At 39.4% G+C, this 13,750-nt stretch carries 14 protein-coding genes; 8 read left to right on the top strand and 6 right to left on the bottom strand.

Going from position 1 to position 13,750, the window contains the following annotated elements; all coding sequences use genetic code 11:
* Window positions 1-162: 162 nt before the first annotated feature.
* Window positions 163-588, top strand: a complete 426-nt coding sequence (locus I6F43_RS02930) for a hypothetical protein (protein ID WP_197100912.1) — start codon at window positions 163-165, stop codon at window positions 586-588.
* A 164-nt stretch (window positions 589-752) separates the two neighbouring features.
* Window positions 753-1,091 (top strand): carbon starvation protein CstA, encoded by a 339-nt coding sequence (locus tag I6F43_RS02925; protein ID WP_197100911.1) that lies wholly within the window; start codon window positions 753-755, stop codon window positions 1,089-1,091.
* A 131-nt stretch (window positions 1,092-1,222) separates the two neighbouring features.
* Here the strand turns inward: I6F43_RS02925 and I6F43_RS02920 are convergent, their stop codons facing one another.
* Window positions 1,223-1,903 carry an SDR family oxidoreductase gene (locus tag I6F43_RS02920; protein ID WP_197100909.1) on the bottom strand — a complete coding sequence of 227 codons (681 nt, stop codon included), beginning with the start codon at window positions 1,901-1,903 and terminating at the stop codon, window positions 1,223-1,225.
* Window positions 1,904-1,951: 48 nt separating this feature from the next.
* Window positions 1,952-2,632, bottom strand: coding sequence for an SDR family oxidoreductase (locus tag I6F43_RS02915; RefSeq protein WP_076924354.1), 681 nt, complete (start codon window positions 2,630-2,632; stop codon window positions 1,952-1,954).
* 274 nt (window positions 2,633-2,906) lie between these two features.
* On the opposite strand from I6F43_RS02915, the gene I6F43_RS02910 reads away from it, so the two are divergent.
* Window positions 2,907-3,761 carry a mechanosensitive ion channel family protein gene (locus I6F43_RS02910; protein ID WP_121954167.1) on the top strand — a complete coding sequence of 285 codons (855 nt, stop codon included), beginning with the start codon at window positions 2,907-2,909 and terminating at the stop codon, window positions 3,759-3,761.
* Window positions 3,762-3,854: 93 nt separating this feature from the next.
* On the opposite strand, the gene astB is transcribed toward I6F43_RS02910, so the two are convergent.
* The 3 genes from astB to I6F43_RS02895 form a co-directional block, all read right to left on the bottom strand.
* Complete coding sequence (gene astB / locus I6F43_RS02905) at window positions 3,855-5,201, bottom strand: N-succinylarginine dihydrolase (protein WP_004334492.1); 1,347 nt, start codon at window positions 5,199-5,201, stop codon at window positions 3,855-3,857.
* A 637-nt stretch (window positions 5,202-5,838) separates the two neighbouring features.
* The gene (locus tag I6F43_RS02900; RefSeq protein ID WP_197100907.1) at window positions 5,839-6,945 is read right to left on the bottom strand and encodes an L-dopachrome tautomerase-related protein; all 1,107 of its coding nucleotides are present in this window, start codon (window positions 6,943-6,945) and stop codon (window positions 5,839-5,841) included.
* A gap of 45 nt (window positions 6,946-6,990) precedes the next feature.
* On the bottom strand, window positions 6,991-7,425 hold the full coding sequence (locus I6F43_RS02895; RefSeq protein ID WP_197100905.1) for a MarR family winged helix-turn-helix transcriptional regulator: 435 nt from the start codon (window positions 7,423-7,425) through the stop codon (window positions 6,991-6,993).
* 129 nt (window positions 7,426-7,554) lie between these two features.
* Between I6F43_RS02895 and I6F43_RS02890 the strand changes: the two genes are divergently transcribed.
* From I6F43_RS02890 to I6F43_RS02870, 5 genes are all read left to right on the top strand, one after another.
* Window positions 7,555-7,983, top strand: coding sequence for an organic hydroperoxide resistance protein (locus tag I6F43_RS02890; protein WP_024594483.1), 429 nt, complete (start codon window positions 7,555-7,557; stop codon window positions 7,981-7,983).
* A 164-nt stretch (window positions 7,984-8,147) separates the two neighbouring features.
* Window positions 8,148-8,504, top strand: coding sequence for a metalloregulator ArsR/SmtB family transcription factor (locus tag I6F43_RS02885; protein ID WP_197100894.1), 357 nt, complete (start codon window positions 8,148-8,150; stop codon window positions 8,502-8,504).
* Between the two features lie 32 nt (window positions 8,505-8,536).
* Window positions 8,537-9,547 carry an ArsJ-associated glyceraldehyde-3-phosphate dehydrogenase gene (locus I6F43_RS02880; RefSeq protein ID WP_197100891.1) on the top strand — a complete coding sequence of 337 codons (1,011 nt, stop codon included), beginning with the start codon at window positions 8,537-8,539 and terminating at the stop codon, window positions 9,545-9,547.
* Between the two features lie 24 nt (window positions 9,548-9,571).
* Complete coding sequence (arsJ, locus tag I6F43_RS02875; protein WP_197100890.1) at window positions 9,572-10,789, top strand: organoarsenical effux MFS transporter ArsJ; 1,218 nt, start codon at window positions 9,572-9,574, stop codon at window positions 10,787-10,789.
* A gap of 107 nt (window positions 10,790-10,896) precedes the next feature.
* Window positions 10,897-13,017 carry a methyl-accepting chemotaxis protein gene (locus I6F43_RS02870; protein WP_197100888.1) on the top strand — a complete coding sequence of 707 codons (2,121 nt, stop codon included), beginning with the start codon at window positions 10,897-10,899 and terminating at the stop codon, window positions 13,015-13,017.
* A 103-nt stretch (window positions 13,018-13,120) separates the two neighbouring features.
* On the opposite strand, the gene I6F43_RS02865 is transcribed toward I6F43_RS02870, so the two are convergent.
* Window positions 13,121-13,708, bottom strand: a complete 588-nt coding sequence (locus tag I6F43_RS02865) for a TetR/AcrR family transcriptional regulator (RefSeq protein WP_197100886.1) — start codon at window positions 13,706-13,708, stop codon at window positions 13,121-13,123.
* Window positions 13,709-13,750 lie beyond the last annotated feature (42 nt).

Below are 13,750 nucleotides of genomic sequence, written 5' to 3'. Positions count from 1 at the left end.
ACATCAGAGTGCTTAACATCTATTAAAATAGTTTCGGTGGAATAAACACCTAACAAGGGTTTTCAAGCCGGACAAATTACAGTTGGCTTTTTGTTCGTGCCTCACTTATTTTAGCCAACTGTAATTTGCCGCTTAAAACGGCGTTATAAGGCGTAATCAAGTATGGATAAACAAGCGAGGATGAAGCTTCGTAGAAAAGCTGGTTATAGAGATTTGCCTAAACCACAGGTCAAATATCAGGGGCCAGAGTATTCTATGTCTTTTGCTTGTTGTGAATGTAAAACCTCAAACATGCGCCAATTCAATCTTGAACCATGTCATTACCCCAAAGTAATTGAGTGTCCTGTTTGTAAAGGTGTAGCTGTAAATTTAGGCCGTCATTTTAAACCACCTAAAAAATCAGATACGGCACAATGGAAAAAAGTAGAGTTTTTAATTGAGCATGGTTTTGTATTCCAAAAAATTCGACTAATTAAAAACAGCTACGAGAGTGTGCCTTATCCAGAAACTCTAGCGCAAGCTAAAGAGTTTGTTGTAAAGTATGAAACGTATGCAGTTAAAACGCCATATAACAAGACGATCCAATAAGGACAAAAAAACAGTTAGTTTTGCTCCAGCGTGAATTACAGTGACACTCAACCTAAATCTTGTAATGCTTTAAAAACGCTTAGAGTTAATTAAAGGAGCTCATTTTTTAATTGAATTTGGCTGTTGGAGTTATTTTACAGTCTCGTTAGTTGCCAAGGATAATAATGAGAACATTTCAGCTTTTAGGTTTTATACTTGCGATTGTTGGGTTTATTTTAGGCTACGTGATCCTAGCCCCAATTGATGGTGAAGCATCCGACGCTTCAGCAGGAGGTACAGGCATAGGCATTATGTTTATGGTGTTACCTATACTTGGTTGGTCTGCGTTAATATTAGTGCCCTCTTCAGTAGCATTGTTCAACCACGAAGTAAGAGTACGCACTTATTTCAGAGGCAATTTTTGGCTAAACCTTTGGAAAGTAAACCTAATTATTTCTTTTGGATATATTGCCGTTGTCTTATATTTTGCTTACATATGGTTTAAGGGCAGCATTGGCAATTAATAAGACTTTAAATGCGTAATACCTTTAATTCATTCTTACCTACTAACATCTAACCCAAACTAAGCACTAATAACCATCAGGTTTAACACCATTAGCATTAAACCTGACAGCTCAAACTCAACCAATCAACGTTAATTAGTCGGCATTAAATAAATCTCGCGTACGCTGTTGCGCTGGTTTGCTTCAATAGCAAACAATACCGCGTCGGCTACATCTTGCGGGTCGAGTTTGTCGGGTTTAGCTTCATCAAAAAACGGGGTGTTTACCATCCCTGGTGCTATGGTTGTGCAGCGGCCGTTCCACTGGCTCATTTCCTCAGCTAAGTTTTGTCCAAAGCCATAAGCAAACCATTTAGTTGCCCCGTAAATAGAGCCTCCAATTGGCTTACGGCCAGCGGCAGAGCTGGTTAATATAAAGTGACCTTTGTTTTGGCGTAAATGCGGCAGTGTTAATTTTGCAGTCCACAGTAGGGCTTTAATATTTATGTCGATCATAGTTGACCACTCATCGGGATCACCTTTTTCGGTGCCAGCGGTTGAAACACCCATACCCGCGTTAGCAAAGGCTACATCTAATCGGCCAAACTTTTCAATGCCTTTTGTTACTACGTTTTCAAGTGCGGTAAAGTCTGTGGCATCTGCAGCTACGCTAAGTGCGTTATTTGAGCCTAATGATTCAACTAATTTAGTTAATTTGTCTTCGCTTCTGGCGGTTAAAATGACTTTGTGGCCATTGTTAACCAGCGTTTTTGCGGTTGCTTCGCCAATACCGCTTGAAGCACCTGTAATGAGGACTATTTTTTCTTTCGCCATGACTATTTCTCCTATGTTTACATATTCAAAATTATGAGAATTGTTTTACTAATGAGTTGGTCTTAAATGTATTTCTCTGATGTTATTGCGCTGATTTGCCTCAATGGCAAATAACACAGCCTCGGCAACATCTTGCGGGTATAACTTGTCAGGTCTTGCTTCATCAGTAAAAGGGGTATTTACAGCGCCAGGGGTGATGGTTGTACAACGCCCATCCCATTCACTAATTTCTTGTGCTAGGTTTTGAGAAAAACCGTAAGTAAACCATTTGCTTGCACCGTATATAGAGCCTTTAACAGCTCTGCGACCAGTTGCTGAGCTAGTAATAATAAAGTGTCCTTTGCTTTGGCGTAAATGCGGCATTGTTAGTTTTGCAGTCCACAGTAGGGCTTTAATGTTTATGTCGATCATGGTTGACCACTCATTGGGGTCGCCTTCTTCAACCCCTAAAGTGTCTAGCCCTTTACCTGCATTAGCAAAGGCAACATCTAAACGACCAAATTTTTCAATGCCTTTAGCAACTACGTTTTCAAGCGCGGTAAAGTCGGTTGCATCTGCGGCTACGCTAATGGCGTTATCTGAGCCCAATGACTCTACTAATTCAGTTAATTTATCTTCGCGTCTAGCGGTAAGTATTACTTTATGACCATTGTTAACCAGCATTTTTGCGGTTGCTTCGCCAATACCACTTGAAGCGCCGGTTATGAGTACTATTTTCTCTTTTCCCATAGATAACCTCTTTTGTGAACCTTGAAAGCTTAAAATAACCATACCAATAAACGATTAACCTATATTGAATAGGCGCTATAAATTAGCCGTAAATAGGTGGGCTCTACGTATCAAAAACCATAGTTTTAACGGTATTTTTAAAGTTGAAATAAGTGATTAAAAAAGATAGGTTTAAATTTTTTATTCTATATACTCGCGCCACTTCTTTTGAAGTCGGTTTTATTAGATTTAACCATTATTTTGCTGAGTTTCAGCCACATTTATCGGAACAAACATGAAAGATAAACTCTTAGCGTTTTGGCAAAGCCATTCAGAAACAATCATCACTTTAGGTTACAAGGTGATTTTAGCGTTGGTGATTTTAGTTGCGAGTGCCTTAATTGCACGCTCGGTTAAAAAAGCGATTAAAAACTCTAAATCCCCGTTAAAAAGAGTGGATAGTACGCTGCTTCCTCTTTTATCGAGTATTGCTGGTTATTTAGTTTATATAATTGGCGGTCTATTTATTTTAGATATTTTTGGCGTAAACACGGCCAGTTTAATTGCGCTAATGGGGGCTGCTGGCTTGGCTATTGGTTTAGCGCTTAAAAATACACTGAGTAATATTGCTGCAGGTATCATGCTGCTAATACTTAGACCTTTTAAAATAGGCGATTTTGTTGATGCCAGTGGCACGCTTGGCACTGTGAGTGAAATAAACTTGTTTACCACTATTTTTAAAACCACCGACGGCCTTTATATAGCATCGCCTAACGGCAAAGTGTGGGGTGGCAATATTAAAAACTTTACCCGTAATGGCAAAAGACGAATGGACATAGTGGTGGGTATTTCGTATGCCGACTCTATTGACGTTGGCTTAAATGTACTTAAAGAATTAGCTGCATCAGAGAGCCGATTACTCGCAGAGCCTGCACCTAAAGTAATGGTGACATCAATAGGCGAAAGCGCAGTGAACATTCAATTACGTGCGTGGGCTGTTAATGGTGATTATTGGCAAACCGTGTGGGATTTAAACAAACGCGTTAAAGAAGCAATTGAAGGTGCTGGGCTGAGTATTCCGTTTCCGCAGCGTACGCTGCATATATCTGAGTCTATGGCGTCGGCAGTAACTGTTAACAAAGATGCTTAAATATGTATTAACATAAACACAAATAAAAATAGCGAGCCTTGGCTCGCTATTTTTGTATTAGCCGTAGTATTAGCCTTTGTGTTAACTGAGGTATTAACCTTCTAATTGAAAGTCGTACACTGAGCCTAAATTTAGTAGCTGCGTTAGCTCATCAAGTGCTTGGTAGCTTTCAGTTAATAGGGCTGAGTCTGCAAAGTCACTTGCGCCTAATTTGTCGCGGTAGTTACGTTTTGCCCAGTCACACAGTTGTGTGTATTTAGTATCAGTTAAAATAACCTCTGGGTTTACTGCAGCAAGTTCTTGCTCGTTAAGGGCTACACGTAAACGCAAGCAAGCAGGGCCACCGCCATTTTGCATACTTTGGCGTAAATCAAAAAACTGCACTTGGTTTACTGGGTTATCAGCCATGATCATTTCTTCAATGTAGGCGTTAACCGCGCTGTTGCGTTTACATTCTTGTGGTGCCACTAACAGCATTGAACCATCTTCAAGGCTCACTAGCTGGCTATTAAATAAGTAACTACTTACAGCATCGGTAATGCTTACTTTATCGGTAGGTACTTCAATAATATAAAATTCTTTATTGCCCACATACGCTTCGCGAATATCTTGCAGTGCCAAAGCTTGGTTTAAAAATGCTTGCTGGTGGCACAGTAATACGTTGGCGTTACCTACTGCAATTACATCGTTATGAAACACACCTTGGTCTATTACGTCTGGATTTTGCTGTAGTAAAATTTGGCTTGAATCTTTTAAGTTATGTAAGCGACAAATTGCTTCTGAGGCTTCGAGAGTTTGCCTTGCAGGAAATTTAGCTGGTTTTGGTAATTGGCTATTAAACGCGCTGGCACCAAATACAAACATTTCAAGGCCTTGCTCGCCGTGGCTGTCACAAAAACGAGTATGGTTTGCTGCACCTTCGTCGCCAAAAAAGCCTTGGTCTGGCAAATGGGTATGGTGCGCAAAGTATTTGTCATTGTTAAACATCGCTTTTAATAAGCGTGTAGTGGTTGCAGGCTCTAATGAACGATGAAACTTATTATTTAAATTAGCTGAAGTAAAATGTACTTTGCCGTCGGTTGTATCAGGAGATGGCGATACCGTAGCGGCATTGGCTGTCCACATTGCTGACGCTGAATAACACGCGCGTAATAAAATAGGATCAGCTTTAAATGCTTTATGAATTACTTGTGCATCGTTACCGGTAAAGCCTAAGCGGCGCAGTACGTTTAAGTCGGGGCGCGCATGAGGGGCAAATACACCTTGAGTTAGGCCTTTGTCGTGCATGGCTTTCATTTTTTCAAGGCCTTGAAGCACAGCCTCTTGAGGATTTGAAAAGCTTGCTGCGTTATTTAACGAGGCAACATTACCATACGATAAACCAGCGTAGTTGTGAGTAGGGCCAACTAAGCCATCAAAATTAACTTCCAAAGCGTGCATACACGTTCCAACTAAAAATTATCAATAGGGTGCAACAATACAACGCAATAGGGTTGCTTGCAAAGTTATAAACGCAGTGTTTTTACTAATTTTTTTGATGTTTTTAAATGTGGAGTTTACTACAAGGGGGTTGTTTTTATATTGAACGATTAATTTGAAGTTTAATTAAAATGTACACATAAATTTCATAGTGTGCAAAAGCTTAGCCTAAAGTAGGTTTATACATTTAAGCTTTATGCCAAGCCTTTACACAATACGATGCTACTTAACATAGGCGCGTTCTTTATCAGCGGTAGTGCGGGTATTTGTTGGATCATTAACTTGCCAAACGCTAATGTCTAAACGCCATAAAAGGTAAAGGGTATGGTATAAATTGAACATGGTTTTTCCTTGGTATTTTCACTGAACACATCAGTTTATAGGAAGAAGTATGCCAACATTAACTTGAATATTTTATGAATAGAAATCAGGTGTTTAGTATTTAAGTGTAAATACATACTTAAGGATTAGCACCAAAGAGGTGAAGTATTACTAAAAGATGCACCAACGTGGTGTGTTTTTAACAAAAAGCCCTGCAACTATTAGGTCACTTAAATGTGCAAGGCTTTTTAAAAAATACAGTCACTCAAAAAGTAAATTAACGGCCTACTTTTCCTTTTACTAAAGGCTCGAACGACATTACTTTAAACTTACCGTGGCTTTGATTTTTGCCATTATTAAGTACAGGCGAATTATGTAAATCGTCAACGGTAAAGTATATTTTATGATCGGCTCCGTAACTAAAACCATCAGGCCAGCTCAAACGTTCGTCTTTAAATAATACTTCGTAGTCGCCAGTGGGTTTAACTACGCCAATTGCGCCATTGGTTATGTCGGTTACATATACGTTACCGCCGCCATCAACAATAATACCATCTGAAATTGGCTTAGTGCCGTAACGCGTAACTTTGTCTTCAAGCGCTTTAGCCGAAAGGCTCTTGTTATTTATATCGCTGGTGGCAATGCGGTAAACCGACGTGCCCGACATAGAGCCAAAGTAAAGCCAGTCTTCGTTAGGGTCAAGCGTAATTGGGTTAACACCTAAGCGGGCAGGTTGTCCGCCAAGGCTCATTGTGCGCCCATCAATAACCATATCGATATTTTCGGCAGTGGTGTAATGGCTATTTTGTAACACTCTGCGTGCGACACCTGTTTTAAGGTTAACCGTAATAATAGCGGCTTGTCTGCCTTGGGCTGTGTCAGCAATGTATACAACGCCATGTTTATTATCGATGACTAAATCGTTTAAAAACGAGGTGTCGGTAATGGTCGGTTTAGCCAGATAAATAATTTTGTGCAGTTGCTCTTTGTTTGTATCCCAACCTACTAAGCGCCCAGCGTGATCGGGTCCTGAAGTGTCGAGCATCCATAAAACGCCATCGCTTGATACGTTTATGCCAAGTACATCGTAAAAACCTTTACCGTTATTGTACGCGTATGCCCATTCTTCATTAGGGTAGGGCTTAGTTGTACCATCGCTTAAAAGCTCCATAATTTTTTGCTTTTGGCCAAAAAAGCCATGCACAGATAAAAACTTTCTGCCGGATGGGGTAATAGCAATGTTGCCCGGTGGGTGCTGCGCATCAAAAGTGGCTACTGTTTTTAAATCAGCATTTTGGCCAGCGGTGTTAGCAGATACGGCGTTGCTACCTAAAAGTGCCGTGCTACACGCCGCAGCTAATAGTAATTTTTTAATATGAGTCATTTTTAAAACCTTTTAAAACACGTTTATTGTTTAAAAATTAAGAGCCTAATCGGCTAAGTCGTTTACTACTAAATCGAGCAGCTGCATCAACTGCTTCGCTTGTGTTGCATCTACACTATCAAATTTACATAAAATATTTTTAGGAATATCGGCTGCTTTTAACTTAAGTGATTGGCCATGCTGGGTTAGCTGCACTAGGCGTTTGCGTTTGTCGTGCTCATCTTTAATAACAGCCAGTAATGATTTGTCGCTCATTTTTTTGAGTATTTGGGTCATAGCACCGCCATCTATCGCGGTTTTATCTATTAGCCCTGCAATTGTTATTTCGTCTTGCTCCCACAGCGCCATCATTACTACGTATTGCGGGTAAGTTAAATTTAGCTCGTTTAAAGGCTCGCGATACGCACGCGCAATGCTGTTAGATGCCATATATAACCGGTGGCATAACTGATTTTTTAACTTTAATTGCTCAAACGGCATAACGTTATCCTTTATTTCAATACATGCTATTTTAATTTGCATGCAAAGTATTTGCAATCTCTAATTACTTGATCTATTATTTTGCACACAAACTAAATTGATTGATATTTTAAAACTTTGGAGTTCATTATGAATGTATTACAAAACGTAGCTTACACAGCAAAAGCAACTGCAACTGGCGGCCGTGAGGGCGTAGCTAAATCTGATGATGGTCGTTTAGATGTAAATTTATCAACACCTAAAGGTTTAGGCGGAGACGACGGACAAGGCACTAACCCAGAGCAATTATTTGCCGCAGGTTATGCAGCATGTTTTATTGGCGCACTTAAATTTGTAGCAGGTAGCGAAAAAATAGATTTACCAAGCGACACACATATTAATTCACAAGTGTCTATTGGTGCTATTGAAGGCGGTTTTGGTATTGCAGTAAAACTAGCTGTATCACTAGGTGATATGGATAAAGCTGCAGCGCAAACGCTTGTAGATAAAGCACACCAAGTATGCCCATATTCAAACGCAACACGTGGCAATATTGAAGTAGAGCTTTCTGTTATTTAATAACTGAATAAAGAAAAATTATAAAAGCACACAACGACAATTAGTCGTTGTGTGCTTTTTTGCGTTTAAGGCATAAAAATTAAATATACGATAAAACGTATATTCACTATTCCATATATTGTTATTTTGTTTTATTATGTATGCATAAGCACAGTGAGGACAGTATGGAACAATTCAACCCACTTCAATTTTATAAATGCCTAGCGGACGATACGCGTTTAAAGGCAATGCTGCTAATTAGCCACGAAGAAGAGCTATGTGTATGCGAACTGGTTGCTGCACTTGAGTTAAGCCAGCCTAAAGTGTCTCGCCATTTAGCGCAGTTAAGACAATGCGGATTATTGAGCGACCGAAAACAAAATCAATGGGTTTATTACAGTATTAATAAAGCCCTGCCAGAGTGGGCTAAAAATGTATTAACGCAAACCCTGACTGCTAACCCTTCATTTTATGAAAACGATTTAACGCGCTTAAATGTTATGGGTAATCGCCCTGAACGTATTACTAGCTGCTGCAACTAACTAATAAATTAACTTATTAAAGGTATTTAATTATGACTATTAAAGTAGGTATTAACGGTTTTGGCCGTATGGGACGTTTAACTCTGCGTGCAGCAGTTGATTGGCCAGAAATAGAGTTTATTAAAGTAAATGATGTAGCGGGCGATGCTAAAACCCACGCACATTTAATTGAGTTTGACTCAGTACATGGGCGCTTAGCACAACAGGTTTCTAGTGATGATAATAGCTTTAGTGTGGGTAAGCATACGATTGCAGTTACCAACAACAAAACCATAAACGAAACTGATTGGTCAGATTGCGATGTAGTAATAGAAGCCAGCGGTAAAATGAAAACCACTGAGCTGTTAAATCAATATTTAGCACAAGGCGTTAAGCGTGTTGTGGTAACCGCACCTGTAAAAGAAGACGGTATTTTAAATGTAGTAATGGGTGTAAACGATGATCTTTATAACCCAAGTGAGCATAAAGTTGTTACTGCGGCTTCTTGCACAACTAACTGTTTAGCGCCAATAGTAAAGGTTTTGCAAGAAAAAGTGGGCATTAAGCACGGCTCAATGACCACTATTCACGACATTACTAATACTCAAACGATTATTGATGCCCCTCATAAAGATTTACGCCGTGCGCGTTCGTGCGGTACAAGTTTAATACCTACTACAACCGGTAGTGCAACGGCTATTACGCATATTTTTCCTGAGCTTAAAGGTAAATTAAACGGCCATGCCGTGCGTGTACCTCTTACTAACGCATCAATTACCGATTGTGTTTTTGAGCTCGAGCGAGGTGTTACACAAGACGAAGTAAACACGTGGTTTAAAGACGCTGCAAATAACGAGCTACAAGGTATTTTAGGCTACGAAGAAAAGCCGCTTGTATCTATAGATTACAAAACAGATCCGCGCAGCTGCACTATTGATGCGCTTTCAACCATGGTAATTAACAACACTCAACTTAAACTATACGCTTGGTACGATAACGAGTGGGGTTATGCAAACCGTACTGCTGAGCTAATGCTTAAAGTTGCACAAAGTGATTTGGTTTAATCTCGTTTAAAAAGGTTTAACGCTATGTTTGCGCAGTTGGCTAACTTACCGAGCTCTATAAAACAATATTTAATAATTACTGGTAACTATTGGGCATTTACTTTAACTGATGGTGCGCTACGCATGTTGGTGGTGCTGTATTTTCATCAGTTGGGTTATGGTGCATTTGCGATAGCCATGTTGTTTTTGTTTTATGAAATATTTGGGGTGATCACCAATTTAGTAGGTGGTTGGCTTGGCGCGCATTTAGGGTTGAACAAAACCATGAATGTAGGGCTTGGGCTACAACTTGTCGCTTTAGCCATGCTTTGCGTGCCAGGGGATTGGCTAACCGTTGCCTATGTTATGGCAGCGCAAGCATTGAGTGGCATAGCTAAAGACTTAAATAAAATGAGTGCCAAAAGCGCCATTAAGTATTTAGTACCGCAAAGCGATGAGGGGCAAAGCCAATTATATAAATGGATTGCCATACTTACAGGCTCTAAAAATGCGTTAAAAGGGGTGGGCTTTTTTTTAGGCGGCTTATTACTTACTGTATTTGGTTTTGTAGGTGCACTAATAAGCCTAATTGCATTACTTAGTGTTGCGTGGGTTATTAGTTTAATTTTTTTGAAAGGCGATATTGGCAAAGCTACAAACAAACCTAAGTTTAAAGAGTTATTTTCTAAATCTCGTGCAATCAACTTACTTAGTGCTGCGCGTTTATGTTTGTTTGCAGCGCGTGATGTGTGGTTTGTCGTTGCATTACCGGTTTACTTAGCCGCTCAGTTTAACTGGGATCACTGGTGGGTAAGCGGCTTTATGGCTTTGTGGGTTATTGCTTATGGGCTGGTGCAATCGCAAGCTCCACGCATAACTGGACAAAGCGATTCAAATTCACACTCAGTCAAAAAAGCATATTGGTGGGTTGCTTTATTAAGTGGCGTAACCTGTATTTTAGCGTTGTTGATGCAATTTGATATCGCGGTACATTTTACGCTTGTAATTGGCTTACTTATTTTTGGTGGTGTATTTGCCGTAAATTCATCACTGCACAGTTACTTAATAGTAAGTTTTGCTAAAAATGACGGGGTGTCCCTCGACGTTGGTTTTTATTATATGGCTAATGCAATAGGGCGCTTGCTTGGTACGGTGCTTTCTGGCTGGGTTTTTCAAGTGTATGGGCTTAGTGCATGTTTATGGGTGAGTGTGTGTTTATTAATTGCGGCCTCAATCACAACGGCACGTTTGGCTAAACTTTAAAAAACTCAACGTATTGTATTAAATTCAATTTGTTTAACGATATTCATAGCTTCATTGATTAGATCTACTAAACTGTATCAGTAGTTTTAATTTAAAGGGTGTGATGAATGCGAGAAATATCGTTAGCAAAAAAGTTACTCTGGCTAAGTGTCGGTAGTATATTTATAACTGTACTAGTGCTATCAGGCATTTTGTGGTGGCAGTTATCATCAAGTAATAAGCAGTTAGCGACCAAATCCGAAGAGTACATTATTGTAGAAGTAGAAGAAAAGCTTAATGCTCATGCGGCTGGATACGGAGAAAAAATTGCTGGCTTTATTAATGAAGCTTACCGTGTTCCTTATTCATTAGCGGCATTACTTGGCGATGCAGCAAAACAAAGCACTTTAGACCGAGATACAGTTGTCAGTATAAATAAAGCGGTTTTAGAACAAAATACTCTCTTATCATCTATTTATTCTCAATTTGAACCAAACGCTTTTGATGGGCAAGACTCTCAATATCAACAAGGGTATAAGCATTCAGTAGATAGTGCTGGTACGTTAGAGGTATACATAACTCGCGATCAAAAAGGTGTAATTGAACAACAAAAAGTAGCGAATGCCGCCGATAAATACATAACAACGCTTAATGAGTTTGGTATTCGCGAAGCGCAGTGGTATTTGTGCGCAAAAGACACACTTAAGCCTTGTATTATGGAACCGTATTTATACGAAATCCCATCGGGCGATTCGGTAATGCTAACTTCGTTAACCGTGCCTATTTTAAAGTCAGGCCAGTTTATTGGTTTAGCAGGCGTTGATTTAACTCTACCAACCTTTCAAGTAATGACTGAGCAGCTTTCTAAGCAGCTTTACAATGGTCAAGCTAAAGTAACCTTATTAAGTGATTTAGGTTTAGTTGTAGGCAGCAGTCATTATAAATCTAAATTAGGGCGCCCAATTAAAGAGGCTGTTAGTTCTACTATATTTAATGATATTGAAAAGTCTAAAGGGCAAAGCGGTATTTTTAAAACAAATAGTGAATATTTAGTAAATTATCCAATTGATATAAAACTAGCAAACACTCAGTGGTCATTAATCATAGAAGTACCTACAGACCTAGCACTTGCAGGGCCTGAAGCGCTAGAAAAAAACATGCAAGAAACAGCAGCATCACTCGGGTTTATTATTTTAATTACAGGCTTAATAATTGCTGTGGTTGCTTTTGTTATTATGAAATTAGTAATTGCAGGTGTAATAGCGCCGCTACAACAAATTCAACAGCGGGTTGATAACCTCGCAAGTTCTGAGGGTGATTTAACGCATACATTGCATGTTGATAGCCACGCAGAACTTATTGCATTAGCTGGTGGGTTTAATCGATTTTTAGCAAAACTACGTGATTTAATTTCTGAACTAAAAGCGGTGTCTGAGCAAACTAAACAGCAAGGCGAAATAGCACAACACATCGCTATTGATACTAAGCATAATGTTCAATCTCAATTTCAAGAAATTGAAAGTGTGGTAACGGCTATGAACGAAATGAGCGCAACAGCACTCGAAGTCGCCAGAGCATCAGAGCAATCAGCCCAACAAGCCGATGAAATAAATAGCTTGGTAGTAAGTAGTGAGTCGAGCTTATCGTCAGCGATGACACAAGTTAAAACGATGTCTGAAGAAATTAAAGAAGCCAACCAAGCAGTTGAAAAAGTCGCTTCACGTAGTAAAGACATTACGCAAATATTAGATGTAATTCGTACTATTTCAGAACAAACAAACTTACTTGCACTTAACGCAGCCATTGAAGCTGCGCGCGCAGGTGAGCATGGGCGAGGCTTTGCCGTTGTTGCTGATGAAGTACGTGCACTTGCTTCTAAAACGCGTTCATCAACAGATGACATAAGCCAGTTAATTGATAGTTTACTATCTGAAGTAGGTAACGCATCTACCGTTATTGAAAAAGGCGTAGTACGTGCACAAAATGCCGTTGATGAAACATCAGTAGCTTTTGATGCTCTGCACAGTGTTGTCGTTAAAGTTGATGAAATAACCAATCAAATTACACATATTGCAACCGCTGCCGAAGAGCAAAGCTTAGTAACTGAAGAAATAAACCGTAATTTAACGCTTATATCTGATGCCGCATCGCAACTTGCTGACTTATCTACACAAGCAGGAGATAGCAGCGAAGCGCTTAATGCACTTGTTGCCCAGCAAGATAATGAGCTAAATAAGCTTAAAACGTAACTTATAAATTAAGCTTTAAGCACAAAAAAATGGCCAGTTAATACTGGCCATTTTTATTTAGTAAAATAAGTATAACTTGTTGAGAATGCTCGATAACTGCTATTTATAACTTTTTAATCAACATAAACATTTGGTTGATCATTGGCTCAGCACATTGCTCTACATTAGGACGATTAAAATAACCGCGTAGACCTGTAAATTGCACCTGAAAAAAGCGCGCATATTCAACAGCGGTCAACGTATTACTTAACTCACCTTTGTTTATTGCTTGTGTAAACAACTGCGTTAAATAAGCTTCAAATTGAGCTGTTAAATCTAAGCTTAACTCGTATAGGTTTGAGTCTTTTTCTGCAAACTCGCTGTTTGCTTTAACCAGCATACAAATAGCGCTTGGGCTGCAATCTTTTGTTTTAATTACCACGTTTTCAACAAATGCACGTAACCCACCAAGTACTGTATCTGCACTTGATAGAAACCCCTCTATTTGGGTTTTCATTTGTACTGTGTAATCTTTCAGCGATTCGCAGTATAGCCCTTCTTTAGAGCCAAACGCAGAGTAAATACTACCCGGGCGCATATTAACGGCTTCTTGTAAGTCACGCGTTGAGGTTGCATGAAAACCTTTTTGCCAAAATAGCTGGCTTGCAACGCGAACTACATTATCGCGTTCAAATTTAACCTTATTAGCCATATCATTCTCAATCAATTTGAACATTTGCTCAATTTTAACTTG

Origin of the sequence: Pseudoalteromonas sp. NZS71_1, assembly GCF_015864305.1 — a bacterium.
Taxonomy (GTDB): Bacteria; Pseudomonadota; Gammaproteobacteria; order Enterobacterales; family Alteromonadaceae; genus Pseudoalteromonas; species Pseudoalteromonas arctica.
The sequence above is the reverse complement of the archived record's forward strand: the minus strand, read 5'-3'. Positions and strand labels throughout refer to the sequence as shown.

Excerpts from the sequence above, each read along its gene's own strand:
- I6F43_RS02930 (WP_197100912.1), top strand. The coding sequence starts at position 163 with ATGGATAAACAAGCGAGGATGAAGCTTCGTAGAAAAGCTGGTTATAGA.
- I6F43_RS02925 (WP_197100911.1), top strand. The coding sequence starts at position 753 with ATGAGAACATTTCAGCTTTTAGGTTTTATACTTGCGATTGTTGGGTTT.
- I6F43_RS02920 (WP_197100909.1), bottom strand. The coding sequence starts at position 1,903 with ATGGCGAAAGAAAAAATAGTCCTCATTACAGGTGCTTCAAGCGGTATT.
- I6F43_RS02915 (WP_076924354.1), bottom strand. The coding sequence starts at position 2,632 with ATGGGAAAAGAGAAAATAGTACTCATAACCGGCGCTTCAAGTGGTATT.
- I6F43_RS02910 (WP_121954167.1), top strand. The coding sequence starts at position 2,907 with ATGAAAGATAAACTCTTAGCGTTTTGGCAAAGCCATTCAGAAACAATC.
- astB (WP_004334492.1), bottom strand. The coding sequence starts at position 5,201 with ATGCACGCTTTGGAAGTTAATTTTGATGGCTTAGTTGGCCCTACTCAC.
- I6F43_RS02900 (WP_197100907.1), bottom strand. The coding sequence starts at position 6,945 with ATGACTCATATTAAAAAATTACTATTAGCTGCGGCGTGTAGCACGGCA.
- I6F43_RS02895 (WP_197100905.1), bottom strand. The coding sequence starts at position 7,425 with ATGCCGTTTGAGCAATTAAAGTTAAAAAATCAGTTATGCCACCGGTTA.
- I6F43_RS02890 (WP_024594483.1), top strand. The coding sequence starts at position 7,555 with ATGAATGTATTACAAAACGTAGCTTACACAGCAAAAGCAACTGCAACT.
- I6F43_RS02885 (WP_197100894.1), top strand. The coding sequence starts at position 8,148 with ATGGAACAATTCAACCCACTTCAATTTTATAAATGCCTAGCGGACGAT.
- I6F43_RS02880 (WP_197100891.1), top strand. The coding sequence starts at position 8,537 with ATGACTATTAAAGTAGGTATTAACGGTTTTGGCCGTATGGGACGTTTA.
- arsJ (WP_197100890.1), top strand. The coding sequence starts at position 9,572 with ATGTTTGCGCAGTTGGCTAACTTACCGAGCTCTATAAAACAATATTTA.
- I6F43_RS02870 (WP_197100888.1), top strand. The coding sequence starts at position 10,897 with ATGCGAGAAATATCGTTAGCAAAAAAGTTACTCTGGCTAAGTGTCGGT.
- I6F43_RS02865 (WP_197100886.1), bottom strand. The coding sequence starts at position 13,708 with ATGGCTAATAAGGTTAAATTTGAACGCGATAATGTAGTTCGCGTTGCA.